At 56.0% G+C, this 26,076-nt stretch carries 26 protein-coding genes and 3 tRNA genes; 16 read left to right on the top strand and 13 right to left on the bottom strand.

Translation table 11 applies throughout. From position 1 onward, the window contains the following. Positions 1 to 18 precede the first annotated feature (18 nt). On the bottom strand, positions 19 to 1,269 hold the full coding sequence (gene yjeH, locus DFO52_RS20620; RefSeq protein WP_133551106.1) for an L-methionine/branched-chain amino acid transporter: 1,251 nt from the start codon (positions 1,267 to 1,269) through the stop codon (positions 19 to 21). Positions 1,270 to 1,448: 179 nt separating this feature from the next. Between yjeH and DFO52_RS20615 the strand changes: the two genes are divergently transcribed. From DFO52_RS20615 to DFO52_RS20605, 3 genes are all read left to right on the top strand, one after another. After that, positions 1,449 to 1,742 (top strand): co-chaperone GroES, encoded by a 294-nt coding sequence (locus DFO52_RS20615; protein WP_003855929.1) that lies wholly within the window; start codon positions 1,449 to 1,451, stop codon positions 1,740 to 1,742. Positions 1,743 to 1,773: 31 nt separating this feature from the next. Continuing rightward, complete coding sequence (gene groL / locus DFO52_RS20610) at positions 1,774 to 3,417, top strand: chaperonin GroEL (protein ID WP_029742112.1); 1,644 nt, start codon at positions 1,774 to 1,776, stop codon at positions 3,415 to 3,417. 134 nt (positions 3,418 to 3,551) lie between these two features. After that, on the top strand, positions 3,552 to 3,905 hold the full coding sequence (locus tag DFO52_RS20605) for a DUF4156 domain-containing protein (protein WP_023310115.1): 354 nt from the start codon (positions 3,552 to 3,554) through the stop codon (positions 3,903 to 3,905). A gap of 47 nt (positions 3,906 to 3,952) precedes the next feature. Here the strand turns inward: DFO52_RS20605 and epmB are convergent, their stop codons facing one another. Further along, positions 3,953 to 4,981, bottom strand: coding sequence for an EF-P beta-lysylation protein EpmB (gene epmB, locus DFO52_RS20600; protein WP_133551105.1), 1,029 nt, complete (start codon positions 4,979 to 4,981; stop codon positions 3,953 to 3,955). Between the two features lie 40 nt (positions 4,982 to 5,021). On the opposite strand from epmB, the gene efp reads away from it, so the two are divergent. The 3 genes from efp (at position 5,022) to ecnB (ending at position 6,033) form a co-directional block, all read left to right on the top strand. Further along, a complete protein-coding gene (efp, locus tag DFO52_RS20595; protein ID WP_010427766.1) occupies positions 5,022 to 5,588 on the top strand; it encodes an elongation factor P in 567 nt (188 codons plus the stop codon). Between the two features lie 58 nt (positions 5,589 to 5,646). After that, positions 5,647 to 5,778, top strand: a complete 132-nt coding sequence (locus tag DFO52_RS20590; RefSeq protein WP_024907352.1) for an entericidin A/B family lipoprotein — start codon at positions 5,647 to 5,649, stop codon at positions 5,776 to 5,778. A 108-nt stretch (positions 5,779 to 5,886) separates the two neighbouring features. Then, positions 5,887 to 6,033 (top strand): lipoprotein toxin entericidin B, encoded by a 147-nt coding sequence (gene ecnB / locus DFO52_RS20585; RefSeq protein ID WP_003025482.1) that lies wholly within the window; start codon positions 5,887 to 5,889, stop codon positions 6,031 to 6,033. Positions 6,034 to 6,070: 37 nt separating this feature from the next. On the opposite strand, the gene DFO52_RS20580 is transcribed toward ecnB, so the two are convergent. Next, positions 6,071 to 6,670 carry a LuxR C-terminal-related transcriptional regulator gene (locus DFO52_RS20580; RefSeq protein WP_133551104.1) on the bottom strand — a complete coding sequence of 200 codons (600 nt, stop codon included), beginning with the start codon at positions 6,668 to 6,670 and terminating at the stop codon, positions 6,071 to 6,073. 261 nt (positions 6,671 to 6,931) lie between these two features. Here DFO52_RS20580 and sugE point away from each other — a divergent pair, with 261 nt between their 5' ends. Next, entirely contained in the window at positions 6,932 to 7,249 is a 318-nt protein-coding gene (sugE, locus tag DFO52_RS20575) for a quaternary ammonium compound efflux SMR transporter SugE (protein ID WP_006178944.1), read from the top strand. Here the strand turns inward: sugE and DFO52_RS20570 are convergent. Both DFO52_RS20570 and blaACT read right to left on the bottom strand, forming a co-directional pair. Continuing rightward, on the bottom strand, positions 7,246 to 7,776 hold the full coding sequence (locus tag DFO52_RS20570) for a lipocalin family protein (protein ID WP_111965406.1): 531 nt from the start codon (positions 7,774 to 7,776) through the stop codon (positions 7,246 to 7,248). The genes sugE and DFO52_RS20570 overlap by 4 nt on opposite strands. A gap of 138 nt (positions 7,777 to 7,914) precedes the next feature. Beyond that, positions 7,915 to 9,057, bottom strand: a complete 1,143-nt coding sequence (blaACT, locus tag DFO52_RS20565; protein WP_133551111.1) for an ACT family cephalosporin-hydrolyzing class C beta-lactamase — start codon at positions 9,055 to 9,057, stop codon at positions 7,915 to 7,917. A gap of 132 nt (positions 9,058 to 9,189) precedes the next feature. Between blaACT and ampR the strand changes: the two genes are divergently transcribed. Then, positions 9,190 to 10,065 (top strand): LysR family transcriptional regulator AmpR, encoded by an 876-nt coding sequence (gene ampR, locus DFO52_RS20560; RefSeq protein ID WP_133551103.1) that lies wholly within the window; start codon positions 9,190 to 9,192, stop codon positions 10,063 to 10,065. A gap of 29 nt (positions 10,066 to 10,094) precedes the next feature. On the opposite strand, the gene frdD is transcribed toward ampR, so the two are convergent. The 4 genes from frdD to frdA are packed head-to-tail and all read right to left on the bottom strand — an operon-like array spanning position 10,095 to position 13,388. Then, on the bottom strand, positions 10,095 to 10,454 hold the full coding sequence (gene frdD / locus DFO52_RS20555) for a fumarate reductase subunit FrdD (protein ID WP_000609653.1): 360 nt from the start codon (positions 10,452 to 10,454) through the stop codon (positions 10,095 to 10,097). Between the two features lie 10 nt (positions 10,455 to 10,464). Beyond that, entirely contained in the window at positions 10,465 to 10,860 is a 396-nt protein-coding gene (gene frdC / locus DFO52_RS20550) for a fumarate reductase subunit FrdC (RefSeq protein ID WP_029739890.1), read from the bottom strand. Positions 10,861 to 10,870: 10 nt separating this feature from the next. After that, positions 10,871 to 11,605, bottom strand: a complete 735-nt coding sequence (locus DFO52_RS20545) for a succinate dehydrogenase/fumarate reductase iron-sulfur subunit (RefSeq protein ID WP_023310124.1) — start codon at positions 11,603 to 11,605, stop codon at positions 10,871 to 10,873. Beyond that, the gene (gene frdA / locus DFO52_RS20540) at positions 11,598 to 13,388 is read right to left on the bottom strand and encodes a fumarate reductase (quinol) flavoprotein subunit (RefSeq protein WP_133551102.1); all 1,791 of its coding nucleotides are present in this window, start codon (positions 13,386 to 13,388) and stop codon (positions 11,598 to 11,600) included. Before frdA ends, DFO52_RS20545 begins: the two co-directional genes overlap by 8 nt. A gap of 310 nt (positions 13,389 to 13,698) precedes the next feature. Between frdA and epmA the strand changes: the two genes are divergently transcribed. Continuing rightward, positions 13,699 to 14,676, top strand: coding sequence for an elongation factor P--(R)-beta-lysine ligase (gene epmA, locus DFO52_RS20535; protein WP_133551101.1), 978 nt, complete (start codon positions 13,699 to 13,701; stop codon positions 14,674 to 14,676). A 44-nt stretch (positions 14,677 to 14,720) separates the two neighbouring features. On the opposite strand, the gene mscM is transcribed toward epmA, so the two are convergent. From mscM to rsgA, 3 genes are all read right to left on the bottom strand, one after another. After that, positions 14,721 to 18,044, bottom strand: coding sequence for a miniconductance mechanosensitive channel MscM (gene mscM / locus DFO52_RS20530; RefSeq protein WP_133551100.1), 3,324 nt, complete (start codon positions 18,042 to 18,044; stop codon positions 14,721 to 14,723). A gap of 19 nt (positions 18,045 to 18,063) precedes the next feature. Then, positions 18,064 to 19,032 carry an archaetidylserine decarboxylase gene (gene asd / locus DFO52_RS20525; RefSeq protein WP_029739893.1) on the bottom strand — a complete coding sequence of 323 codons (969 nt, stop codon included), beginning with the start codon at positions 19,030 to 19,032 and terminating at the stop codon, positions 18,064 to 18,066. A gap of 97 nt (positions 19,033 to 19,129) precedes the next feature. Then, positions 19,130 to 20,182: a small ribosomal subunit biogenesis GTPase RsgA gene (gene rsgA / locus DFO52_RS20520; protein WP_023334242.1), complete on the bottom strand. Its 1,053-nt coding sequence runs from the start codon at positions 20,180 to 20,182 to the stop codon at positions 19,130 to 19,132. 107 nt (positions 20,183 to 20,289) lie between these two features. Between rsgA and orn the strand changes: the two genes are divergently transcribed. From orn to DFO52_RS20500, 4 genes are all read left to right on the top strand, one after another. Continuing rightward, entirely contained in the window at positions 20,290 to 20,835 is a 546-nt protein-coding gene (gene orn / locus DFO52_RS20515; RefSeq protein ID WP_023310130.1) for an oligoribonuclease, read from the top strand. A gap of 196 nt (positions 20,836 to 21,031) precedes the next feature. After that, positions 21,032 to 21,107: transfer RNA gene (locus DFO52_RS20510), tRNA-Gly, on the top strand. A 37-nt stretch (positions 21,108 to 21,144) separates the two neighbouring features. Continuing rightward, positions 21,145 to 21,220: transfer RNA gene (locus DFO52_RS20505), tRNA-Gly, on the top strand. Between the two features lie 36 nt (positions 21,221 to 21,256). Further along, positions 21,257 to 21,332, top strand: a tRNA-Gly gene (locus tag DFO52_RS20500). Between the two features lie 270 nt (positions 21,333 to 21,602). Here the strand turns inward: DFO52_RS20500 and queG are convergent. Continuing rightward, a complete protein-coding gene (queG, locus tag DFO52_RS20495) occupies positions 21,603 to 22,742 on the bottom strand; it encodes a tRNA epoxyqueuosine(34) reductase QueG (RefSeq protein WP_133551099.1) in 1,140 nt (379 codons plus the stop codon). Here queG and nnr point away from each other — a divergent pair. The 3 genes from nnr to amiB are packed head-to-tail and all read left to right on the top strand — an operon-like array spanning position 22,741 to position 26,075. Then, positions 22,741 to 24,264, top strand: coding sequence for a bifunctional ADP-dependent NAD(P)H-hydrate dehydratase/NAD(P)H-hydrate epimerase (gene nnr / locus DFO52_RS20490; RefSeq protein ID WP_133551098.1), 1,524 nt, complete (start codon positions 22,741 to 22,743; stop codon positions 24,262 to 24,264). The two genes, queG and nnr, sit on opposite strands and share 2 nt — an antisense overlap. Then, the gene (tsaE, locus tag DFO52_RS20485; protein WP_013095283.1) at positions 24,257 to 24,718 is read left to right on the top strand and encodes a tRNA (adenosine(37)-N6)-threonylcarbamoyltransferase complex ATPase subunit type 1 TsaE; all 462 of its coding nucleotides are present in this window, start codon (positions 24,257 to 24,259) and stop codon (positions 24,716 to 24,718) included. Before nnr ends, tsaE begins: the two co-directional genes overlap by 8 nt. Positions 24,719 to 24,734: 16 nt before the next feature. Further along, positions 24,735 to 26,075 (top strand): N-acetylmuramoyl-L-alanine amidase AmiB, encoded by a 1,341-nt coding sequence (gene amiB, locus DFO52_RS20480; RefSeq protein ID WP_047646477.1) that lies wholly within the window; start codon positions 24,735 to 24,737, stop codon positions 26,073 to 26,075. Position 26,076 lies beyond the last annotated feature (1 nt).

Genomic DNA, 26,076 nt, shown 5'->3' with positions numbered 1-26,076 from the left:
TGCCCGGTGGCGCTTCGCCTACCGGGCCTCCGGGAGCTCACCGCGCTTCGGCAAAAACACCCACAGCCCTGCCAGCATGACAATCGCGTACAGACTCTTCCATCCCACCATCGCCAGCAACAGCAGGCAAAGCACACCCCCGACGACCGCCAGAGCTTTATAGCGACCTTTCAGCAAACGACATCCCGCCAGCATGCACAGCAGGTAGATCATGATGAAAATGCCGTTGGCGTAGACGATGAGCGCGTCCAGATTAATCTTCAGTGCGTAAATACACAGCGTGCTCACCACGCAGCAGCCCAGTACGGCATTCAGAGCATTCAGCGGAAGCTGGCGTTTAGACAGGCGCGCGAGGCGATTCTCTGGTTTGTCGAGTGCCTGCGACCACACCAGCCGGGCAAAGCTCTGGATATAAATATTGAGGCTGGCAAAACAGGCGAGATAGCCGATCGCACAGGCGATCCATAGTGCCTTCACGCCGAACAGTTCCACCACGATACCCGGTAGCGATGCCGCGGCGGCGAGATCCGCTCCGAACGCGTGGAAGTGTAAGACCAGCACGGTACACGCCCAATAGACCGTGCCAGCAAGCAGCAGACCTATCATCAGCGCGCGGGGGAAATCGCGTTCAGGCTGCTTAAATTCAGAGGCCAGATGGGCAAAGGCTTCCAGGCCGACAAAACACCAGAACATGACGGAGAGCGCGGCGAAAAGCTGTGAATGGTCGACGTCTGTCACCGCAGGGAAGGGAATTTCCTTGATTGTGATATCGCCCACCCACCAGATAGCGACAACGAGCGCGACAATCAGCACCGCAACCAGCGTCTGCAGGTTGGCGCTGGAGCTGGCGCCGCGAGAGCCTACCCACCGGACGATTGCCAGCGTTCCCAGTTCGGCCAGCAATAACTGCTCGTTATACCAGCCAAACAGCGCCTGACCAAAGCCGGTCGCAATATGCAGCGCCGCAGGTAGGCCAACCGGAATGACGGAAAGAAACAGCCAGCCGGTGACGCGCTGCAGCCGCGGGCCAAAGGCCAGTCCGACAAAGTGCGCCACACCGCCCGCGCTGGGGAAATGCCGCCCCAGGATGGCAAACACAATGGCTATCGGGAAAACCAATACAATCAGCGCCGGCCACGCCCACAGGCTGTTATTTCCAGCCACCAGCGCCGCCAGCGCGGGTACGGCAAACACGCCCGTACCTAACAAGGAGGTTGAGAGCAGTCCGACGCCCTGCGCCAGCCCCAGCTCCTGCTTGAGTCCACTCATTCACATCGCCCTGCCAGTACCAAAAGAGAGGCGATGGTAACACTTTCGCAAATTTTTTTTTCGACTCCCCCTTGAAGGGGGAAAAAGCTATCCCCATCTCTCAGGGCACTAGTCGGAAAACCGCATGCGGGCCGGCGTCATCCATAACTGATAATGACTTTCTCAAAGGAGAGCTATCAATGAGTATTCGTCCGTTACATGATCGTGTGATCGTCAAACGTAAAGAAGTTGAAACCAAGTCTGCTGGCGGCATCGTTCTGACCGGTTCTGCAGCAGCCAAATCAACGCGTGGCGAAATCATCGCTGTCGGTAAGGGCCGCATCCTGGAAAACGGAACTGTGCAGCCACTGGACGTTAAAGTTGGTGACATCGTAATTTTCAACGATGGCTACGGCGTGAAATCCGAGAAGATCGACAATGAAGAAGTGTTGATCATGTCCGAGAGCGACATTCTGGCAATTGTTGAAGCGTAATTTACGCACGAGAATTTGAGGAAATAAGAACATGGCAGCTAAAGACGTAAAATTCGGTAACGACGCTCGTGTAAAAATGCTCCGCGGCGTAAACGTACTGGCAGATGCAGTTAAAGTGACTCTGGGCCCGAAAGGCCGCAACGTAGTGCTGGATAAATCCTTCGGCGCGCCAACCATCACCAAAGATGGTGTTTCTGTAGCACGTGAAATTGAGCTGGAAGACAAGTTCGAAAACATGGGCGCGCAGATGGTGAAAGAAGTTGCCTCTAAAGCGAACGACGCTGCAGGTGACGGTACCACCACCGCGACCGTACTGGCGCAGGCAATCATCACCGAAGGTCTGAAAGCCGTTGCTGCGGGCATGAACCCAATGGATCTTAAACGCGGTATCGACAAAGCCGTCACTGCCGCTGTTGAAGAACTGAAAGCGCTGTCCGTACCGTGCTCTGACTCTAAAGCCATTGCTCAGGTTGGTACCATCTCCGCTAACTCCGACGAAACCGTAGGTAAACTGATCGCTGAAGCGATGGACAAAGTCGGTAAAGAAGGCGTGATCACCGTTGAAGACGGTACCGGTCTGGAAGACGAACTGGACGTGGTTGAAGGTATGCAGTTCGACCGCGGTTACCTGTCCCCATACTTCATCAACAAGCCAGAAACTGGTGCTGTTGAGCTGGAAAGCCCGTTCATCCTGCTGGCTGACAAGAAAATCTCCAACATCCGCGAAATGCTGCCAGTACTGGAAGCCGTTGCGAAAGCAGGCAAGCCTCTGGTTATCATCGCTGAAGACGTTGAAGGCGAAGCGCTGGCGACCCTGGTGGTTAACACCATGCGCGGCATCGTGAAAGTGGCTGCTGTTAAAGCACCTGGCTTCGGCGATCGCCGTAAAGCGATGCTGCAGGATATCGCTACCCTGACCGGCGGTACCGTGATCTCTGAAGAGATCGGTATGGAGCTGGAAAAAGCGACCCTGGAAGACCTGGGCCAGGCGAAACGCGTTGTGATCAACAAAGACACCACCACCATCATCGACGGTGTGGGTGAAGAAGCCGCTATTCAGGGCCGCGTGGGTCAGATCCGTAAGCAGATCGAAGAAGCGACTTCCGATTACGACCGTGAAAAACTGCAGGAGCGCGTAGCGAAACTGGCTGGCGGCGTTGCGGTAATCAAAGTCGGTGCAGCTACCGAAGTTGAAATGAAAGAGAAAAAAGCACGCGTTGACGATGCCCTGCATGCGACCCGTGCTGCGGTAGAAGAAGGCGTGGTTGCTGGTGGTGGTGTTGCGCTGGTGCGTGTTGCCGCTAAGCTGGCAGGCCTGACCGCACAGAACGAAGATCAGAACGTGGGTATCAAAGTTGCGCTGCGCGCAATGGAAGCGCCTCTGCGTCAGATCGTGTCTAACGCCGGTGAAGAACCATCTGTTGTGACCAACAACGTGAAAGCGGGCGAAGGTAACTACGGTTACAACGCGGCAACTGAAGAATACGGCAACATGATCGACTTCGGTATCCTGGATCCAACGAAAGTAACCCGTTCTGCTCTGCAGTACGCGGCATCTGTCGCTGGCCTGATGATCACCACCGAGTGCATGGTAACCGACCTGCCTAAAGGCGATGCACCTGACTTAGGTGCTGCTGGCATGGGCGGCATGGGCGGTATGGGCGGCATGATGTAATCGTGCGTTCTACGTCGTAGAATGTGAAAAACCCCCGGGCAGAAATGCTCGGGGGTTTTTCTTTTGGTCATCTTTTAGGTATAAGATTTACACACGGACAACTACTGTCCAGCTTATTGAAAACGAGGAATAACATGCGCGTAAAAGTCTGTGCAGGGATTGTAGGGGCAGCATTGCTGCTGGCGGGTTGTAGCTCCAGCAATGAGCTGTCGGCAGCGGGCCAGGGCGTTCGCTTTGTGGAAGATAAGCCTGGCAGTGAATGCCAGCTGTTAGGCACGGCAACCGGTGAGCAAAGTAACTGGATGTCAGGTCAGCATGGCGAAGAAGGTGGCTCGATGCGCGGTGCGGCGAATGCCCTGCGTAACCAGGCTGCGGCAATGGGCGGAAACGTGATTTACGGCGTGAGCAGCCCAACGCAGAGTATGCTGTCCAGCTTCGTGCCGACCGCCAGCCAGATGAACGGCCAGGTCTACAAGTGCCCAAACTGATTGCCTTTTTCCCTCTCCCTGTGGGAGAGGGTTAGGGTGAGGGGAAACTAGCACTGCCGCAGCTGCAAATCCAGCGGCGTCTTGCTCGGCTCTCCGCCAATCTCGCGTGCCAGCTTCGGCACCATATAGCCTGAAACCAGTGTTAACAGTTCGCGCATAATCTGCCGGGCTTCTTCATCCGTCACCATGAAATGGGCCGCGCCCTGAACGCGATCCAGCACGTGCAGGTAATAGGGCATCACGCCCGCATCAAACAGGGCATTACTCAGGTCAGCCAGCACGCGGGCGCTGTCGTTCACGCCGCGCAGCAGCACGCTCTGGTTCAGCAGCGTCACGCCCGCTTTACGCAGACGCGCCATCGCCGCGCGAAAGTCATCATCAATTTCGTTCGCGTGGTTGATATGGTTCACCAGCAGCACCTGCAATCTTGACTGCTCCAGGCGCGATACCAGGCCGTCAGTGACACGTGCCGGAATGACAATCGGTAAACGGCTGTGAATACGCAGGCGCTTTACGTGCGGAATGGCTTCAAGCTGGGTCAGCAGCCAGTCCAGCTCATGATCTTTTGCCATCAGCGGGTCACCGCCGGAAAAAATAATCTCATCCAGCTCCGGATGGGTGGCGATATAGTCCAGCGCGACCTGCCAGTTGCGTTTATTGCCCTGGTTATCGGCATAGGGAAAGTGCCGACGGAAGCAGTAACGACAATTTACCGCACAGCCGCCTTTTACCAGCAGCAGGGCGCGGTTGAGATACTTGTGCAGTAAACCCGGCACCACGCTGTTCTGCTCTTCCAGCGGATCGGTGCTATAACCTTGCGCGGTGACAAACTCATCCTGCGAAGTAAGCGTTTGTTTTAAAAGTGGATCGTCGGGGTTGCCTTTCTCCATTCGCGCCACAAACGCACGGGGAACGCGCAGGGCGAAAAGGCGCTTTGCCTCGCGGCCTGCAAGCAACTCTGGGTGCTGATCGAGGTCTAAAAGACGCAGCAATTCATCAGGACTGGTGATTACATCGGCAAGTTGCGATAACCAATCTTCTCTGGACGGGGTGTTTAGGGTTACAATATGCGCCATTTTGTGGCTTAGCTACCAGTTAACAAATTTAGAGGGCCTTATGGCAACGTACTATAGCAACGATTTTCGTGCTGGTCTTAAAATCATGATGGACGGCGAACCGTACGCGGTTGAAGCCAGCGAATTCGTTAAACCAGGTAAAGGCCAGGCATTCGCACGCGTTAAGCTGCGCCGTCTGCTGACCGGTACCCGTGTTGAGAAAACCTTCAAGTCTACTGACTCCGCTGAAGGCGCTGATGTTGTTGATATGAACCTGACCTATCTGTACAACGACGGTGAGTTCTATCATTTCATGAACAACTCCACTTTCGAACAGCTGTCTGCTGACGAGAAAGCGGTAGGTGATAGCGCTAAATGGCTACTGGATCAGGCTGAGTGCATCGTGACCCTGTGGAACGGCCAGCCTATCGCTGTGACCCCACCAAACTTCGTTGAACTGGAAATCGTTGAAACCGATCCAGGTCTGAAAGGTGATACCGCAGGTACCGGCGGTAAACCAGCCAAACTGTCTACCGGCGCAGTGGTTAAAGTTCCACTGTTCGTACAGACTGGCGAAGTGATCAAAGTGGATACCCGCTCCGGCGAATACGTGTCCCGCGTGAAGTAATTTACGTCATGATTGAAGGCGCAGCGCCCGCTGCGCCTGATTTTTGCAGGCAGGGATGATGAAACGTACCGTTAAAATTCTGCTTCTGTTAGCGCTTTCCAGCGCATTGCTTTCCGGCTGTAACACCACCCGTGGGATGGGACAAGATATCCAGGATCTCGGTCATATCATTTCTCACGCCGCCAGCTAAGTTCGTCTAATTTTCCTAAAAATGCTTCCTTTTCCGTCAACCGGCGGGATCTTGTCTATTCTTAAGTTGCTATACACAAAACAACTTTGGCTATAAAAGGAAGATATTATGGTTAAGAAAACAATTGCAGCGATCTTTTCAGTCCTGGTACTTTCTTCAGTGTTAACGGCCTGTAATACCACGCGTGGCGTCGGTCAGGATATTTCTGAAGGTGGTAGCGCAATCTCTGGTGCGGCAACTAAAGCTCAGCAGTAATTAACATACGGTACGAGACCAGCCGGGTTTCGTACCGTCAGCTTTCTGATTCCTGCAGGGATAAGAACGGAGAAAAACGCGTATCCATATGCAGTTTCATGCGGATATTGCGTTTATAGGTATAGACCGTTTTTCCGTTGATACTCAGATGAGCGGCAATTTTTTGATTGCTCGCACCATCCATCCACAATGTCAGCACTTTCTCTTCCTGTCGGGTCAGCAACGGGGCAGCCGCCGTTGGCCTGTCAGCGCTGGCGCGCGAGATTAATGCGTCGTTGATAGTCGTTGCCACTTCTTCGAGACTGGCGTTTTTCAACAGCGACGACCACACCGGGAACTTTCCGAGCCAGTCGGTCATGCCGCGGTCCTCTCCCGATTGCAGCAAAATAAACGGTAATCGTTCACTGGCGCTCAGCAACGACGAGAGCTGCTGAAAATGATGAATATCCTGCCTGAAGCCGTAAAGATCGGCGATAACCAGCGTGGGTTTCCATTGCAGAATGTGCTCCCTGGCAAGGAACAGATTATTTAACCCGGTCACAACGAAGTGTCCCGGGAACAAACCGGAATGATTGAGCCATGCTTCAAATCCCGTGCGGGTGAAGTGACAACGGTCAATCAAGAGAATTTTGAACATATGTTATTCGCAGTCGGCTAGTGGTTTGGCTTCCTGCCATCAGAAAGCACATCATCATAGAGAAGTCGGATGAGTGCTAAATGCCGGAACTACGCGCCATACTGCGGCTATTTCTTGCCTTAACGTGTTCAGCAAAAAATGATTGAAAAAAAATAGCACGCTAACCACAATATGGGGCGTAATCTCTGCCTTACGGGACGACCCGTAAGCGTTTCTTTCACCGGGGACGGCCCCAACTTGAATTAAGTTAAGGAGCCTGAAATGTCCTGGATCATTCTTTTTATTGCTGGCCTGCTTGAAGTGGTATGGGCAATTGGTCTCAAGTACACCCACGGATTTACCCGCCTGACGCCCAGCGTCATAACCGTCACCGCGATGATCGTGAGTATTGTCCTGTTATCCTGGGCAATGCGCTCGCTGCCTGTAGGAACGGCTTATGCCGTCTGGACGGGCATTGGTGCGGTGGGGGCCGCCATCACCGGCATTCTGCTGCTGGGAGAGTCAGCGAGTCTGGCGCGTATCGCCAGCCTCGCCTTGATTGTGGCCGGGATCATTGGGCTGAAGCTCAGCACCCATTAATGGGGTTGTTTTACCCAGATGAGTTTTGACACATCAAACCCTTGCCGGGTCGCGACGTCCAGCATCTGCTGTTTCATTTCTGACGAAATAGTTGGCGTGCGGGAAAGTATCCACAGATAGTCGCGATCCGGTCCGCAGACCAGCGCGTGACGGTACTCTCTGTCGAGCGCGATCACGTTATAGCCGCCATAAAACGGGCCAATGAACGAGACTTTGAGCGCGGCCCGTCGCGGGTCGCCCGTGAAGTACGCTTTCCCAATCGACTGCTGCCACATCTCCCGGTCGGGATTATAGCCCCTGTTGATCACCTGAATACCGCCATCGTCCATCGGACTGTAATTCGCAGTGACCTTCTCTAAGCCCTGCTCAAAACGATGGTCGAGGCGCGCGATTTCATACCATGTTCCAAGGAAGCGTTGTGCATCAAAAGGCGTGACGACGGTAACGCCTGGCGGTGGGGTAGGGGAACTACAGGCAACCACTAAAAACGCGGCTGTCACCGCGGCGATAACAGGCAGAATGCGCATAGGAGTTTCCTTACTGTTTTTTTGTTAAGTGTAGATGACGGCAAGGAAAATGTGGTTTTTGTGCGGTGTGTTTCGCCGGATGGCCACCCCTGGGATTTTGTAGGCCGGGTAAGCGTTAGCGCCACCCGGCAATGTTTACTACAGCGCGCTCAAAATACGGTAAGCCGTCTCAACGCGTGCTGGGTTGGGATAGCTTTTATTCGCCAGCATCACAATGCCGAGCTGCTTTTCAGGAATAAAGGCCACGTAGCTGCCAAACCCGCCGGTAGAGCCTGTTTTATGGACCCAGGACGCGTTGACCGGAGGCGCCGGAGGATTCACTTCTCTTGCGGGCAGCGGTGCCAGCGCCACCTTATTGTCGCTACCTTCTACCACGGTTCTGGCATCGACCGGCCAGTTAAGCATTTCCCAGCCCAACCCCTGATACATGGCACCCACGCGCCAGTAGCGAGACTGCGCCAGGGCAATGCCTTGCCTGAGTGAATTATCCTGAAGGGAGTCCGGCTTCATGTTGACCATCACCCAGCTTGCCATATCCTGCACGTTGGTTTTTACGCCATAGGCTTCCGCGTCGAGCATGCCTGGCGAAACGTGTACCGCTTTACCGTCACGGTATCCCCAGGCGTAATGCGCCTCTTCCGCTTTCGGAACGTTAATCCACGTATGGTCCAGCCTGAGCGGCTTAAAGACCCGCGTCGTTATGGCCTGCTCATAGCTCATGCCGGAAGGTTTGACCGCCAGCGCGCCAAAAAGGCCGATGCTGGTATTGGCATAAAGGCGCGTGTTACCCGGCTTCCACTGCGGCTGCCAGTTTTGATAAAAGCGCAGCAGAGAGGCGTTATCCGTGACCTCATCCGGTACCTGTAACGGCAGACCGCCTGCGGTATAGGTTGCCAGATCCAGCATGCGGATCCCCTGCCACTGCTTGCCCGTCAGCTCAGGCCAGTATTTGGTCACCGGATCGCCCAGCGATATTTCACCGCGAGCAATCGCATCGCCACCCAGTACGCCGGTGAAGGTTTTACTTATAGAACCCAGTTCGAACAAGCTTTGTGGGGTGACAGGCTTGTTTGCCGCAACATCGGCTTTACCGAAGGTAAAGTAGTGCGGCTGACCCTGATAAATCACCGCCACCGCCATACCCGGAATGGCCTGCGCTTTCATCAGCGGCGTAACGGTCCGTTCCACCACCTCAGCCAGCTGTTTTTCTGACATCGGGGCAGCCAATACCGAGCAGGAGGTGCTGAGCAGCAGGGCGCAGCAAAGGGATTTTGTCATCATCATTTATCTTCCGTAATAGCAGTTCAAGGGAGTGTCCGGGCCCGTCAGACCGCTGTAGTCTGTTGGATTTGACTATGGCTGACAAACGGTTAAATTTAGCATTAGCTGTTAATTTTTCTAACGGACGAGCCCATGACGCGCAGCTATCTTCCTCTTAATTCCCTGCGGGCATTTGAAGCTGCCGCCAGGCACCTCAGTTTTACGCATGCCGCTATCGAGCTGAACGTCACGCATTCCGCGATTAGCCAGCACGTAAAGGCGCTGGAGCAGCACCTTAATTGCCAGCTGTTTGTCCGCGTTTCGCGAGGGCTGATGCTGACCACCGAAGGCGAGAATTTGCTGCCGGTGCTGAATGACTCGTTCGATCGCATCGCCGGAATGCTGGATCGTTTTGCCAGCCAGCGCGCTCAGGAGAAGCTTAAAATAGGTGTGGTAGGGACTTTTGCCACGGGTGTTTTATTCTCGCTGCTCGCGGACTTTCGCCGCTGCTATCCGCATATTGATCTTCAGCTTTCCACCCATAACAATCGCGTCGATCCGGCGGCCGAAGGGCTTGATTACACTATTCGCTACGGTGGCGGCGCGTGGCATGGAACCGATGCTGAATTCCTTTGCCCTGCGCCGCTGTCTCCGCTCTGTACACCTGACATAGCCTCAGTTCTCAAAAGCCCGGCAGATATCCTGAAGTTTACCCTGCTGCGCTCCTACCGGCGCGACGAGTGGACTGCGTGGATGCAGGCAGCGGGTGAACATCCTCCCTCACCGACGCACCGGGTGATGGTGTTTGATTCGTCCGTGACCATGCTGGAAGCCGCGCAGGCAGGCACAGGGATTGCCATTGCGCCTGTCGACATGTTTACCCATTTACTCAGCAGCGAGCGCATCGTGCAGCCGTTTGCAACGCAGATTGACCTCGGCAGCTACTGGCTGACCAGGCTACAGTCACGGACAGAAACGCCCGCAATGCGCGAGTTTGCCCAGTGGCTGGTGGGGAAGATGCAGAAATAAAAGGCCCGCCGGATCGCGGGCCTGAAGCGTCAGATGGTGACCACGGCAATCAGCGTCACCACGGTCAGGATGGTCGCCAGACCGTAGAACACCCATTTCCCGCTCGGTACATGAATTTTCAGGTCATGCATCGCATGGTGAATACGGTGCAGACCACACCACAGCGGCAGGACGATCATCAGGAAGATGAACACGCGGCCGATAAAGCTGCTCGCGAACGCCAGCACGCGCTCGTAGCTCAGCGCATCGCCCGGGAACAGCCCCAGCGGCAGCATAATGCCGACCAGCAGGATGATGACGGGGGCGATGATGGCACTCCACATGCCGCCTGCGCCAAACAGGCCCCAGAAGACCGGCTCGTCAGAACGTTTTGGATTTGGATTGATCACAGGTGTCTCCTTACCAGAACAGTGCGACAAACAGAATGACCACAGTGACCAGAATCGTCACTGCCCAGAGTCCTTTAATTACCGGCTCTGGCCCCATTTTCTCGCCTTTTACGATGATGTTCGCTGCTTTTGGCGCCAGCTCAAACCAGGTTTTGGTATGAAGCAGCGCGGCCGCGAGCACGATCAGGTTCAGAACAACAATGATCGGGTTTTGCAGGAAACCGACAAAGCTGGCCCAGGCTTCCGGGCCATGCTTGAGGGCAAAAACGCCGTACATCAGCTCAAGGCTGAACCAGACCGCCGGTACCGCCGTGCCTTCACGCAGCATGTAGAAGCGATAAAACGGCAGGTTTTTCCACCAGGTGGACGGCACAGGCCGCACATAGGCTTTGCGTTTAGTCGTCATCATGCACTCCTTAGCGTGGTTTCAGGGTAGCGATAAGAAAGTCTTTCGAGCTTTCCACTTTACCCTGTTGAATAGCGGCGGCCGGGTCGACGTGCTTCGGACAAACTTCGGAGCAGTAACCCACAAAGGTACAGCTCCACACGCCGTTCTGGCTGTTAAGCTGCGCCATACGTTCTTTTTTACCGTGGTCGCGGCTGTCCTCGTTGTAGCGGTGCGCCAGGGTAATGGCGGCCGGGCCGATGAACTCCTTGTTCAGGCCAAACTGTGGACAGGCTGCGTAGCACAGGCCGCAGTTGATGCAGCCGGAGAACTGATGGTATTTTGCCATCTGCGCCGGCGTCTGGGTATTCGGCCCCTGATCCGGCGTGCGCGGATTACCGATGATGTACGGCTTAATGGCTTCCAGGCTTTCGATAAAGTGGGTCATATCGACCACCAGATCGCGTTCAATCGGGAAGTTGCCCAGCGCTTCGACCTTAATGCCTTTGGTGTACTCGCGCAGGAAGGTCTTACAGGCCAGCTTCGGCACCTTGTTGACCATCATGCCGCAGGAGCCGCAGATGGCCATGCGGCAGGACCAGCGGTAGCTCAGGTCTGGCGCCAGGTTGTCTTTGATATAGCCGAGCGCATCCAGCAGGGAGGTTTGCTCGTCATAAGGGACTTCATAGAAAGCGCTGTGCGGTGCGGCGTCCACTTCCGGATTGTAGCGCACCACTTCAACCTTCATTTTTTGCATCTCAGCCATTCGCCTTCTCCTTCTTCTCGGCGGCTTCTGCTTCTGCACCGTACACGCGTTTAGCTGGCGGCAGCGTGGTGATTTTCACGTCGCTGTAGTCCAGACGTGTGGTGCCATCCGCATCGCGCCAGGCGAGAGTGTGTTTCAGGAAATTGACGTCGTCACGTTCGGTACAACCTTCGTCCAGACGCTGGTGGGCTCCACGCGACTCTTTACGCGCCAGCGCAGAATGCGCCATACATTCCGCGACGTTCAGACCGTGGCCCAGCTCGATGGTGTAGAGCAGGTCGGTGTTGAATACGCTGGAGGTATCGGTGATGCGCACGCGCTTGAAGCGCTCCTGCAGTTCCGCCAGCTTGTCGACGGTTTTTTGCATCAGCTCTGGCGTACGGTAAATACCGCAGCCTTCTTCCATCGACAGACCCATCTCGTCACGGATCTTAGACCAGTTCTCGTTACCCTCCTGGTTCACCAGATCTTTCAGGCGTTTTTCAACGTCTGCGACCTGCGCATCCAGCGCGGCACCGTTGGCTTCGCCTGAGGTAGCCGCCCGCTCCATGGCGCGCTCGCCCGCCATGCGGCCAAAGACGACCAGCTCTGCCAGAGAGTTAGACCCGAGACGGTTGGCGCCGTGCAGACCCACGGAGGAACACTCGCCGACGGCGAACAGGCCTTTAATACGGGTTTCGCACTGCTGGTCGGTTTCGATCCCGCCCATGGTGTAGTGCGCGGTTGGACGCACCGGAATCGGCTCTTTTACCGGGTCGACGCCGACGTAAGCTTTTGCCAGCTCGCAGATGAACGGCAGACGTTCCAGCAGTTTCTTCTCGCCAAGGTGACGCAGGTCGAGATAGACCACATCGCCGCGCGGCGTGGAGATAGTGTTGCCTTTGCGCCACTCGTGCCAGAAGGCCTGAGAGACTTTGTCGCGCGGGCCGAGTTCCATGTATTTGTTCTTCGGCTCGCCGAGCGGGGTTTCCGGGCCCATGCCGTAATCCTGCAGATAGCGGTAGCCGTTTTTGTTGACCAGAATACCGCCTTCACCGCGGCAGCCTTCCGTCATCAGAATGCCGGAGCCCGGCAGGCCGGTTGGGTGATACTGCACGAACTCCATATCGCGCAGCGGTACGCCGTGGCCGAGCGCCATGCCCATGCCGTCACCGGTCACGATGCCGCCGTTGGTGTTATAACGATAAACGCGACCCGCACCGCCCGTTGCCATCACTACCGCGTTGGCGCGGATCTGGATAAGCGTGCCTTCCATCATATTCATCGCCACCAGGCCACGCGCCTGTCCGTCATCAACCAGAATGTCGAGGACGAAATGTTCATCGAAGCGTTGAATTTGTGGGAACTGGAGGGAGGTCTGGAACAGGGTATGCAGCATGTGGAAGCCGGTTTTATCGGCGGCGAACCAGGTGCGTTCAATCTTCATTCCGCCAAAGCGGCGAACGTTGACGCTGCCGTCCGGACGGCGGCTCCACGGACATCCCCACTGTTCAAGCTGGGTCATTTCCGTTGGACAATGATGCACAAAGTAGTCAACGACATCCTGTTCGCAAAGCCAGTCGCCCCCTGCAACCGTGTCGTGGAAATGGTATTCAAAGCTGTCATGATCCTGCGCAACGGCGGCGGACCCTCCTTCTGCTGCCACTGTGTGACTACGCATTGGATAGACTTTTGAAATCAATGCGATTTTAGCGTTGGGATTAGCTTGTGCTGCAGCAATCGCAGCACGTAATCCAGCCCCGCCAGCGCCTATTACGGCAAGATCGGCTTGAAAAGTTTGCACGACATTCCTCCAGATTTTTGTTATTTCGCAACGCGACAAACTAAAGGTAGTTCACCCGTCCAAAAGGACGATTGCGAAAGCGTTTCCACTGCTCCTTTATGGGTAAAACAGTATAACCGTGTAGATGTCAGGGAAATTTGACGTGTTCGATTTTTTTGCTGTTCTGTACGGCGATTTATCATGAGGATTGATGAAATACGTCACGAAAAAGTTCACCTAAATGAAATGCGCTTTTTTACTGCGCAAAATTTGTCTCTGCCCCTGCTAACGAGTAGACTTCGTGCCCTTGTCTGAAATCGGAGAACAACTCATGAGCGAAACGGCCACCTGGCAGCCGAGCGCATCCATCCCTAATCTGTTAAAACGCGCTGCAATTATGGCGGAGATCCGCCGTTTCTTTGCCGACCGCGGAGTCCTGGAGGTGGAAACGCCGTGCATGAGTCAGGCAACGGTAACGGATATTCATCTGGTGCCGTTTGAAACCCGTTTTGTTGGCCCCGGCCACTCTCAGGGCATGAATTTGTATCTGATGACCAGCCCGGAATACCACATGAAACGCCTGCTGGCGGCGGGGTGTGGTCCGGTGTATCAGCTGTGCCGCAGCTTCCGTAATGAAGAGATGGGTCGTCACCACAACCCGGAATTCACCATGCTGGAGTGGTACCGCCCGCATTATGATATGTACCGCCTGATGAATGAGGTGGACGATCTGCTGCAACAGGTGCTGGACTGCTCAGAAGCCGAAACGCTCTCCTATCAGCAGGCTTTCCAGCGCCATCTGGAAATCGATCCGCTGTCGGCGGACAAAACCCAGCTGCGCGAAGTGGCGGCAAAACTGGATCTGAGCAACGTGGCGGATACCGAAGAGGATCGCGACACGCTGCTGCAGCTGCTGTTTACCTTCGGTGTAGAACCGCAGATTGGCAAAGATCGTCCGACGTTTGTCTATCACTTCCCGGCAAGCCAGGCGTCACTGGCGCAGATCAGCACCGAAGATCATCGTGTCGCAGAGCGTTTTGAGGTCTATTACAAAGGCATCGAACTGGCGAACGGTTTCCACGAACTGACGGATGCCCGCGAGCAGCAGCAGCGCTTCGAGCAGGATAACCGCAAGCGCGCCGCGCGCGGTCTGCCGCAGCAGCCTATTGATGTTAATTTGCTTGAAGCATTAAAAGCAGGTCTGCCGGATTGCTCCGGCGTGGCGCTGGGTGTTGACCGTCTGGTGATGCTGGCCCTGGGGGCAGAACAGCTTGGCGAGGTGATTGCGTTTACCGTAGATCGCGCCTGACGGCAGTTAACCCTCTCCCGCGGGAGAGGGTTGCACCGCTTACCTTACAAACTTCCCGCCGGGCGCGTACGCGCCGCTGACGTTAGCGTCCTTCCCGTTTTACGCCCGTCCAGGCTTTCCAGGCGCATCTGGAACGGTGGGAACGGCATATCAATACCGTGCTCGCGGAAGCCCGCCAGAATCAGCTGGTGGATCTCATGGCGCAGCGGCATACGGTGTCCCATTTCGGCGGCGTAGATACGCAGCTCGAAAATCTGGATCCCCTGCTGTAAATCCACAAGGAATACTTCCGGCGCCGGGTTGTCGATTACCAGCGAGCAGCGCTCAGCGGCGGTGTAGAGGATCTGGGTGACCTCTTCACTGTTGGCGTCCGAAGGTGCCGGTACCGTCAGCACCACGCGGGTAACGGAGTCTGACAGCGACCAGTTGATGAACTGCTCGGTGATAAACGCCTTGTTTGGCACAATGATCTCTTTCCGATCCCAGTCGCTGATCGTCGTCGCACGGGTGTTGATCTTCGTGATGCTGCCGGTCAGATCGCGGATCGTTACGGTATCGCCAATACGGATCGGTTTTTCGAACAGAATGATCAGGCCAGAGATGAAGTTGGCGAAGATCTCCTGTAAACCAAAACCTAACCCTACACCCAGGGCCGCCACCAGCCACTGCAGCTTCGACCACTCAATACCGATCATCGAGAAGCCAACCAGCCCGCCAAACAGCATGATCAGATATTTGGTAATGGTCGTAATCGCATAGCCTGTACCCGGCGTTAAATCCAGATGCTGCAGCAGCGCCAGCTCCAGCAGCGCCGGGAAGTTGCGCACCAGCTGCGTGGTGATGATCAGCACCAGAATGGCAATCAGCACCGCCCCTAAGGTAATCGGCTCCAGGCTCTCAACACCCTGCACCGTCGACGTCACGTCCCAGAGAGAGATGTTCTCCAGGAAGCCGAATGCGGAGTGGATCTCTGACCACAGGAAGATCACCGACAGGAGGGCAATCAGCATCAGGATGGAGCGAACCAGGCGTAGGGACTGGGTACTGATGGCATCCAGATCCAGTTCGACCTCGTCCGCTTCCGTTGTGCCTTCCGTACTGTTGACGTGGTTTGGCTCTTCCTCACCCCGCGCACGCTGGGCGAGGATCTCCGCCCGGCGATGCTTGGCTCGGTCAAAGGCCAGACGGCGGCGTTGGATCAGCATCCAGCGGCGGATCACGTGGTACACCACCAGCAGCAGGAACCAGATGGCCACCGAGGTTTCCAGCCGCGCCAGCAGCGCCTGCGCGGTTGCCAGATAGCCCACCGCGGCTGCCAGCATCGCAAACAGCGGCGCGCTAAGCAGCATGTTCCAGAGCAGCCGGTTGAACATGTTTTCGCCGCTGCCGGATTTATCGAGATAGAGCGGAATGCCCGCGCGTTTCAGGCTGAGCGTGACGATGGCCAGCGCCCCGCATATCAGCATAAAGCAGAGGCGGCCCAGCGAGCCTGAGAATTCCCGGTCGTTGAGATTATCGAACATGATCAGCGCCATAATCAGCGGCACAATCAGCCCGATGCTCATCAGGTAGTAACGCATGGCGCGCGCAACGCGATTACGCGGCCAGCCAAAGTGGGTGATGAACAGGCCATTGGGGCGCGCGAAGGTGGCGCAAATCATGACCACCCACAGCAGCGGCACCGTGGCGGTGACGCCATCGCCAATCGCGACCGCGAGCGGATAGGGCCAGGCTTCCCGCAGGCCATACCCCAGCGTCATCCACAGCACCGGCAGCGGGGAGGCGACAAGAATCGACCAGAATACGGTGCGCAACGTCAGCCAGAAGTGATCCTGGGTGACTTTCCCGACCCTGGAGCTGGAACGCTCCAGGAAGCGGGTGAAATGTCTGCGCGAGTAAATGCTGAAGCCAACCAGAATCAACGCCCCCAGCAGCGGGAAAATGGTCTCTTTGCTGGTGAACATCATCACGCTGGCCTGTCCCAGCTGGCTGAAGGTGTCCAGCGAAATCAGGCGTCGCAGGTCCTGGACAATCTCAATCGGCCACGAGAAGGTCATCGGGCGCACGTCGGACGTCCAGAAGAGATAACGGTGCGTAGCCTCGTTCACCTCTTTCAGCGCATCTTCCAGCTGGCTGTTGGAGACTTTTAGCTTGGTCAGCTCCAGAATCAGCGTATCCCCGCCCTGGAGCAGAGAGTTCAGCAGTTCACGCTGGGTACGCAGCTGGGCTTCCAGAATACGGTTTTGCTCGCTGGTCAGGGGCTGTCCGTCAGCCTGACGGATCTGGCGGATTTGCGGCTGTTTATTGAGAAGATCTTCAAAGTGCAGGCGCTGAACGCGCAGCTGGGCCATCTCGGTATCCAGCTGCTGCGGCTTCGGCATTTCCGGCAGGCGCGCGACCTGGGCGCGTAACGCTTCGCCCAGCAGGTTTGATGACCCGAGCCACTGGGACTGCTCGCGCAGGGTGTTGAGCGCCTGGCGAACCTGCAGGGTTTGATTGGTCGCCTGACGCTGCTGCGAGGCAACCAGATCCATGCGCTGCGCCTGCTGGTTCAGCGCGGCAGAAAGCTCGCGGTTGACCCTGAATTGTTCGTTGATACCGGCAGGCAGGTTTTCGCTGTTTTCAGCGAGCAGTTCTGTACTTTCCAGCGCCCGTTCGGCTTCACGCTGGCGCTGGCTGTTGAGCTGATTGCGCAGGGCCTGGAGATACGCATCCAGCTGCTCGCTCTGCTTCTGAGCGAGTTCAGAGCGCATCCGCGACAGCTCCTGGCGGTTATTGGCGGAAAGCTGCGCCAGCTCCAGCTCATCGACAAGGGCCTTCAGGCGAGCAGATTCTGCCTGCAGGCCCAGATTTTGGGCCTGAGCCTGTGGCGTATTGCCGCTTTGCGTACCCACGCGACGCTCAACTTCATTAAGCTGGCGGCGGGCGTCGGTTTGCTGTTGCGGAAGCTGGCTGAGGGAGTCGGCAATTTCACGCGCTCGCTCCTGCTCCTGCTGGGCAAGGCGGCTCTTTTCCAGAAGCTGGCTGCTGACCTGCAGGATCTCCTGGTTCAGAGCGTCCGAGGTCATGCCTGCGGGCACGTCGCGCGGTTCGTCACGCAAATTATTGAGCTGCGCGCGCAGCGTCTGCGAGAGTTTGGGGAAGTTATCGATAACCTGCTGATACTGCTGAGCGCGCTCAAGAGAGCCTTTCCGCTCCTCAAGCGCGTTCAGGGCAGACTGGAGCGACTCGACGGTCTCTGGCTGAGCGGGTTTGGCCGCTTTTGCCTGCTCCAGTTCCTGGGCTATCTGTTTGGCGTCGGGGGCTGTCGCTGCGTACGCCCCCATGCTGAGGCACCAGGCCATCAGTAGAACGATAATCGGGCGCACGTCAGCGATCCTTCTGTTGTTAGCCTTCGTCTTTTTTGTCGTCAACCAGCGGGCTGGCGTCGTGCTCGGCGTTGATCTCTTCCTGTGACAGCGGAGCAGGTTCTGCATCCGGCGTCACGAAGGTTTCGGTAGAGACCGCCAGCGGCTGGCCCAGTTTGGTGACCGACAGGCTTTCGAGCTGTTCAGCCAGCTTCACTTTGCCCGGCGCAAACAGGTTGATTACGGTAGAGCCCAGCTTGAAGCGACCCATCTCCTGACCTTTCAGCAGGGCCACCGAGCCTTCCGCTTCACCGGCAGGCCAGGTCCAGCGTTTGATCACGCCTTCGCGCGGTGGAGTGATAGTGCCCGCCCAGACGGTTTCAATGCTGCCTACGATGGTTGCACCCACCAGAATCTGTGCCATAGGGCCAAATTCAGTATCGAACAGACAGATGACGCGCTCGTTACGGGCAAACAGGTTCGGCACGTTCTGCGCGGTCAGGTGGTTAACGGAGAACAGGTCGCCCGGGACGTAAATCATTTCACGCAGGATACCGTTACACGGCATGTGCACGCGGTGATAGTCGCGCGGTGACAGATAGGTAGTGGCAAACGTACCGTTGCGGAACAGATCCGCCATCAGGTAGTTACCTGCCAGCAGCGCTTCCAGACTGTAGTTATGGCCCTTCGCCTGCAGGATTTTGTCGTCTTCGATGTTACCCAACTGGCTAATCACGCCGTCTGCCGGCATCACCAGGACGTTAGGATCGGTGTTCAGCGGGCGCACTTCGTCACGCAGCGGGCGCACGAAGAACTCGTTGAAGGTGCGGTAGCTAGCGGTATCCGGCTTTTGCGCCTCTTTCATGTCGACCTTGTAATATTTTACGAAAAGGTCGATGACCAGTTTGGTCAGCCAGCCCGCGCGTTTGCTTGCGCCCCAGCCCGCCAGGCGAGTGAGCCACAGTTTTGGCAGAATGTATTGAAGCGAAAGTTTAAATGCGTTTAACAAGGTAGCCTCCAGGCCATTGTTTTGTCGTTCCTGATCCGGCGTTAAGCCGCCGGAACCTGAAAAAAGGGGACGATTTTAGCGATGCTTAGCTTAGTTGTCAGTTATCAGAATCAGAAAAGTTTTTACGCGTTTTTACGTCTTCCATGCTCTCAAGAATACGGTGGTAATTCTCGAAGCGGGTTTCCGCGATCTCGCCTTTCTCAACTGCTTCACGGATAGCGCAGCCAGGGTCGTTATCGTGTTTACAGTCGCGGTATTTACAAGCGCCTAAATAATCATGGAATTCGACAAATCCGTTAAAGATTTGTTCCGGCTCAAGGTGCCACAAACCGAACTCACGCACGCCCGGGGAGTCGATCACGTCGCCGCCGTGCGGGAAATGATACAGACGCGAGGCGGTAGTGGTGTGCTGGCCCAGGCCAGAGACGTTGGACACATCGTTGGTCAGGATCTCTTGCTGGAGGCCAAGCAGGTTGTTCAGCAGGCTCGATTTACCCACGCCGGACTGGCCCGCAAAGATGCTGATGCGGTCGGTCAGTGCCTCTTCCAGCGGTTTAAGACCATCTTTGGTGTGGCTGGAGACCATCAGCACGCGGTAACCAATCTTGCGGTAGATATCCATTTGCTCATTCACGAAGGCCATGCCGTCGTCATCCAGCAGATCGATTTTGTTCAACACGATAATCGGTTCAACCTGCAGCGTTTCGCAGGCGACGAGGTATCGGTCGATAATATTGAGCGAAAGCTCAGGTAAAATCGCCGAAACAATGACGATCTGGTTAATGTTGGCGGCAATAGGTTTGACCCCGTCGTAGAAATCGGGACGGGTTAACACGGACGTGCGCTCATGAACCGCTTCAACGATACCTTTTACCGTAACGCCTTCCGCCGCCTCTTTACCCGGACGCCAGACCACGCGATCGCCGGTAACCAGTGAACGGATGGTGCGACGGATATTGCAACGGTGAATATCCCCGTCGGCGGATTCGACATCGGCATGCATACCGAAACGGCTGATGACTACGCCTTCTGTCGCTTCACCAAACAGGTTGTCGTCATAATCCGGCTTCTCCGAAGTGGTTTTAAGACGGCGCTGGTGGTTGGCGTTTACGCGGCGCTGCTGCCCTTTGGAGAGTTTATTTTTACTCAATCGCGCTGGCTCCTGGTCGCCCGTAAGGGGCAAAACCTCTATGATACACTCTAATTAATACTAGTTAACCTGCTACTGCCGGTTATGCGAGAAGGGTGGAAAATAACATGAGCGCGGATGAAAACAACCTGATTTGGATCGATCTCGAAATGACCGGGCTGGATCCCGAGCGCGATCGCATCATTGAAATTGCAACGCTGGTGACGGACGCCAACCTGAATATCTTGGCTGAAGGGCCAACGATAGCGGTGCATCAGTCCGACGATCAGCTGGCTTTGATGGATGAATGGAACGTGCGCACCCACACCGGCAGTGGTCTGGTGGAGCGCGTGAAGGCGAGCACGTTTGGCGACCGTGAGGCGGAGCTGGCAACGCTTGAGTTCCTGAAACAGTGGGTTCCGGCAGGCAAATCGCCAATCTGTGGGAATAGCATCGGTCAGGATCGCCGTTTCCTGTTTAAGTACATGCCGGAGCTGGAGTCTTACTTCCACTACCGTTATCTGGATGTCAGCACCCTGAAAGAGCTGGCGCGTCGCTGGAAGCCTGAAATCCTCGACGGTTTTAAAAAGCAGGGGACCCACCAGGCGATGGACGATATCCGTGAGTCCGTGGCGGAGCTTTCCTACTACCGCGAAAACTTTATTAAGCTGTGATTTTGCGATCCGGCGCCTTGCGTGGCCGGGTTTTTGTCGTTAAATTGTTCAGCTTGCCGATTTAATAAGCATTTGAACTTAATTTCGAAAAAATCGCTTTAAGGGGGGTTGCAGCTAAAAGGATTTCTCGTATAATGCGCCTCCCGTAACGACAGAGAATTACACGTTACGACAGCAACAAAAGCAGTGCAGATTTGCGGGAATAGCTCAGTTGGTAGAGCACGACCTTGCCAAGGTCGGGGTCGCGAGTTCGAGTCTCGTTTCCCGCTCCAAAATTTGAAAAGTGCTTCCAAAGCACGGACCACCCAAGCGGGAATAGCTCAGTTGGTAGAGCACGACCTTGCCAAGGTCGGGGTCGCGAGTTCGAGTCTCGTTTCCCGCTCCAAAATTTGAAAGTGCTTTCAAAGCACGGACCACCCAAGCGGGAATAGCTCAGTTGGTAGAGCACGACCTTGCCAAGGTCGGGGTCGCGAGTTCGAGTCTCGTTTCCCGCTCCAAATTCTTCTTAATCTCTAAAATATCCACAGCGAAAAGAGTCGTTGGGGACGTTTTCTATTGTCTCTGAAATACTCTTGTGAACAGAGTTATCCACAGAAACTACGCTTAACCGTAACAGGGTTAAAACTTAGCAGGGTGAATAATATCTTTGCAATGCGCTGTATTTATTAAATAAATTTTCATTTCAAAATGTTATTGAGATCACTTGACCTCTTCTCCAGCCCAGATGGCGCTTGAGTTTGTAATTTTATTCACAGGCTGTGAATAGTTCAGGCATCCCGCGGAAGCCCTTTTTCAATCACCCTCACCAGACGCTGTTTCTTCGGTAGCTGTACCTCGATCGTGCAGGCATTACGCTTCTCTATTTGCTGCGCAATCGCCCATTCTATGTGCTCATCAAGAAGTGGGTGCTCACCTCTTCGGCTTTCAAGCGCCCGAATAATGGCTTCATCCCACGGGGCATTACCCAGCGCGACGGCAACATTACGCAGCCAGCGCAGATGACCGATACGGCGAATGGCCGAACCTTCCGTCACTTTCAGGAACCAGGCTTCGGTCCAGGCGAACAGCTCAACGAGCTGAGGCGCATGCAGCGCCTTACGCGGGCTGAAATCCTCTTCGTCCGTGAGCTGCGAATAGCGGTTCCACGGGCAGATCAGCTGGCAGTCGTCACAGCCGTAGATACGGTTGCCAATAAGCGGTCGAAACTCTTCGGGAATGGCCCCTTCCAGTTCGATAGTGAGGTAGGAGATGCAGCGGCGCGCATCAACGGTGTAAGGCTCGACGATGGCACCCGTCGGGCAGATGGTCATGCAGGCCACGCAGCGGCCGCAGCCTTCCTCTACCGGGCCGTCAACCGGCAGCGGTAAATCAATCAGCAGTTCACCGAGGAAGAAGAACGAACCGGCGTCGCGGCTGAGGATAAGTGAGTGCTTACCTGTCCAGCCAAGCCCGGCTTTTTCGGCGATCGGGCGCTCAAGAATAGGCGCAGAATCGACAAAGGGTCTAAAATTCAGCGAAACACAGTGCTGCTGAATAGTTTCCCCGAGTTTTTTTAAACGGTTACGCAAGAGCTTATGGTAATCACGTCCCAGGGCGTACCGGCTGACGTAACCCAAAGAGGGATTTTTTAGCGTGCGCGCAAAGGCCGCGTTGGCGGGCAGATAGTTCATGCGCACGCTGATGACGCGTAATGTGCCCGGCAAAAGCTCGTGAGGGCGGGCGCGCATCATGCCATGACGCGCCATCCACTCCATTTCGCCGTGGTATTGTTTGTCCAGCCAGGCCTGCAGTTTTGGCTCGCTGGTGGAAAGGTCGGTATCGGTAATGCCCACCTTCTGGAAGCCAAGCTCAGCACCCCACTGTTTTATTTTTTGCGCTAATTCATTGAGATCGAGGGGCTGTGACATGACGGACCATACGGTGAAGAAAAACCCCGCAAGTATACCACATTCCATCTGGCATGCGGATGACCTCCGGCGCGCCGAAAAAGAGGCTGCAGACAGCCTCGGGATTACCCTTTATGAACTGATGCTGCGCGCGGGGGAGGCGGCGTTTACCGTTGCCCGCAGCGCGTACCCTCAGGCCGCCCACTGGCTGATTCTGTGCGGTCACGGCAATAACGGCGGCGACGGCTACGTTGTCGCTCGTTTGGCGGTTGCGGCAGGTATCCGCGTGACGTTGCTGGCCCTGGAGAGTGATAAACCGCTGCCGGAAGAGGCCAGCGCGGCCCGGGAGGCGTGGCTTAACGCAGGCGGTGTGATTCATGCGCCTGATATCGTCTGGCCGGAAGAGGTGGATCTGATTGTTGATGGTCTGCTGGGTACCGGGCTACGCAGTGCGCCTCGTGAAAACATTGCCGCGCTGATTGAACACGCTAACAGACATTCCGCGCCGGTAGTCGCCCTGGATATTCCCTCTGGCCTGATTGCACAAACCGGCGCGACGCCGGGAGCTGTCATTGAGGCTGCCCATACGGTGACCTTCATCGCCCTCAAGCCGGGGTTACTGACCGGTAAAGCACGAGACGTCGTTGGCGTGCTGCACCACAATGCGCTGGGGCTGGAGAGCTGGCTGGCCGGGCAGGAAATGCGCATCGCGCGTTTTGATGCGTCGCAGCTTGCGGCGTGGCTCCCGCCGCGCCGGCCGACGTCTCATAAGGGCGATCACGGCAGGCTGGTGATTATTGGCGGCGACCATGGTACGGCAGGTGCGATTCGCATGACCGGCGAAGCGGCATTACGCAGCGGTGCCGGATTAGTGCGAGTACTCACTCGCATCGAGAATATTGCGCCGATCGTTACGGCCCGACCGGAGCTGATGGTGCACGAGCTTACGCCCCAGGCGCTTGAAGAAAGTCTGGAATGGGCGGACGTGGTAGTGATTGGCCCCGGGCTTGGGCAGCAGGCATGGGGTAAACAGGCCCTGCAAAAGGTCGAGAATTTTCGTAAACCGATGCTGTGGGATGCCGACGCGCTTAACCTTCTGGCAATAAACCCCGATAAGCGTCACAATCGCATTCTGACGCCACACCCCGGCGAAGCCGCGCGACTGCTTAACTGCAGCGTGGCAGAAATTGAAAGCGATCGCTTACTTTCTGCTCAGCGTCTGGTAAAACGTTACGGAGGTGTTGCTGTTTTGAAAGGGGCAGGAACCGTTGTCGCCAGTGACGAGACGCAGGGCATTATTGATGCTGGAAATGCGGGCATGGCAAGCGGCGGCATGGGCGATGTGCTTTCCGGCATCATTGGCGCATTGCTTGGACAGAAACTTCCCCTTTATGATGCAGCCTGCGCGGGCTGCGTGGCCCACGGTGTCGCGGCGGATAAACTCGCCGCGCGTTACGGTACACGCGGTATGCTGGCCACCGATCTTTTTTGCACGCTGCGGCGTGTTGTTAACCCGGATGTGATTGACGTAGAAAATGACTAATCGAGCGATTCCTTTACCTGATGAACAAGCCACTTTAGAACTCGGCAAGCGCGTGGCGCAGGCCTGTCAGGGGGCAACCGTCATTTATCTGTATGGTGATTTAGGTGCGGGTAAAACCACCTTCAGCCGGGGTTTTTTGCAGGCGTTAGGGCATAACGGGAATGTGAAAAGCCCAACCTACACGCTGGTCGAACCGTACACCCTTGAAAATCTCATGGTGTACCACTTTGATTTATACCGCCTTGCGGATCCTGAGGAGCTGGAATTTATGGGGATTCGTGATTATTTTGCCAACGACGCCATTTGCCTGGTGGAGTGGCCGCAACAAGGTGCGGGTGTGCTGCCTGACCCGGATGTCGAAATTCACTTAGATTACCAGGCACAAGGGCGTGAGGCACGCATCAGTGCTGTTTCCTCATCAGGCAGTTCCTTACTGGCGCGACTGGCCGGTTAAGCGTAGGGATGACGGGATGATAAATCGCGTTAAAGGTTGGTTGTTGGCTGCCACCGTGCTGCTGTGCGCGCAGGCCGGGGCGGCAAACCTCTCAGATATTCAGGTATCAAACGGCGAAAGCCAGGCCCGGATCACGTTCAGCTTTATGGGCGATCCTGAATATGCGTTCTCACAGCCAGACAGCCACAGCGTGGCGCTGGATATCAAACAAACAGGCGTGATCCAGGGGCTACCGCTGCGGTTCAGCGGTAATAATCTGGTGAAAAGTATCCGTTCGGGAACGCCTCAGGATAGCCAGTCGTTACGCCTGGTGGTCGATCTGACCGAAAAGGGCAAAACGAAGGCGGTGAAGCAGCAAAACGGGGCGAACTATACGGTGGTCTTTACCATCAATGCCGATGCACCGCCACCGCCTCCACCGCCGCCGGTCGTAGCGAAGCGCGTGGAAGAACCGGTATATACGCCGCGTCCTTCTGAACCTGCGCGTAATCCGTTTAAATCGCAGAACGACCGCATTACTGCGGCAACCAGCAGCAATACGGTGACGCGTCCGGCGGCCAGCGCGCGACGCGCGACGGTCAGCGGTGACAAAGTGATTATTGCCATTGATGCGGGCCACGGCGGGGAAGACCCGGGGGCGATTGGCCCTGGCGGCACGCGAGAAAAAAACGTGACCATCGCTATCGCGCGTAAGCTGCGTTCGTTACTCAATGACGACCCTATGTTTAAAGGCGTGTTGACCCGCGACGGGGACTACTTTATCTCCGTCATGGGACGCTCGGATGTGGCGCGTAAGCAAAACGCGAACTTCCTGGTCTCCATTCATGCGGACGCCGCACCGAATCGTAGCGCCACCGGCGCCTCGGTTTGGGTGCTGTCGAACCGTCGCGCTAACAGCGAAATGGCCAACTGGCTGGAAGAGCATGAGAAGCAGTCTGAACTGTTAGGCGGCGCGGGCGACGTGCTGGCGAACAGCCAGTCCGATCCGTACCTCAGCCAGGCGGTGCTGGATTTACAGTTCGGTCATTCTCAGCGCGTCGGGTATGATGTCGCCACTAACGTATTGAACCAGCTGCAAAGCGTTGGCGTGCTGCATAAACGCCGTCCGGAACATGCCAGCCTCGGCGTTCTCCGCTCGCCGGATATCCCGTCCATCCTTGTGGAGACGGGCTTTATCAGTAACAACGGTGAAGAGCGTCTGTTGGGAAGCGACAGCTACCAGCAGCAAATTGCCGAAGCAATTTATAACGGTTTACGCAAATATTTTGAGGCGCATCCTCTGCAGTCTGCGCCACAGAGCGGCGCTGCCCAGACGGCCAGCGCAGCGCTGCCGGGTGAGATGACCGCGACCAACTAAG

This window comes from Enterobacter sp. AG326 (assembly GCF_004362415.1).
In the GTDB taxonomy this organism is placed as follows: Bacteria; Pseudomonadota; Gammaproteobacteria; order Enterobacterales; family Enterobacteriaceae; genus Enterobacter; species Enterobacter asburiae.
Note: the sequence above shows the minus strand (reverse complement) of the source record. Positions and strands in the feature narration are given on the sequence as shown.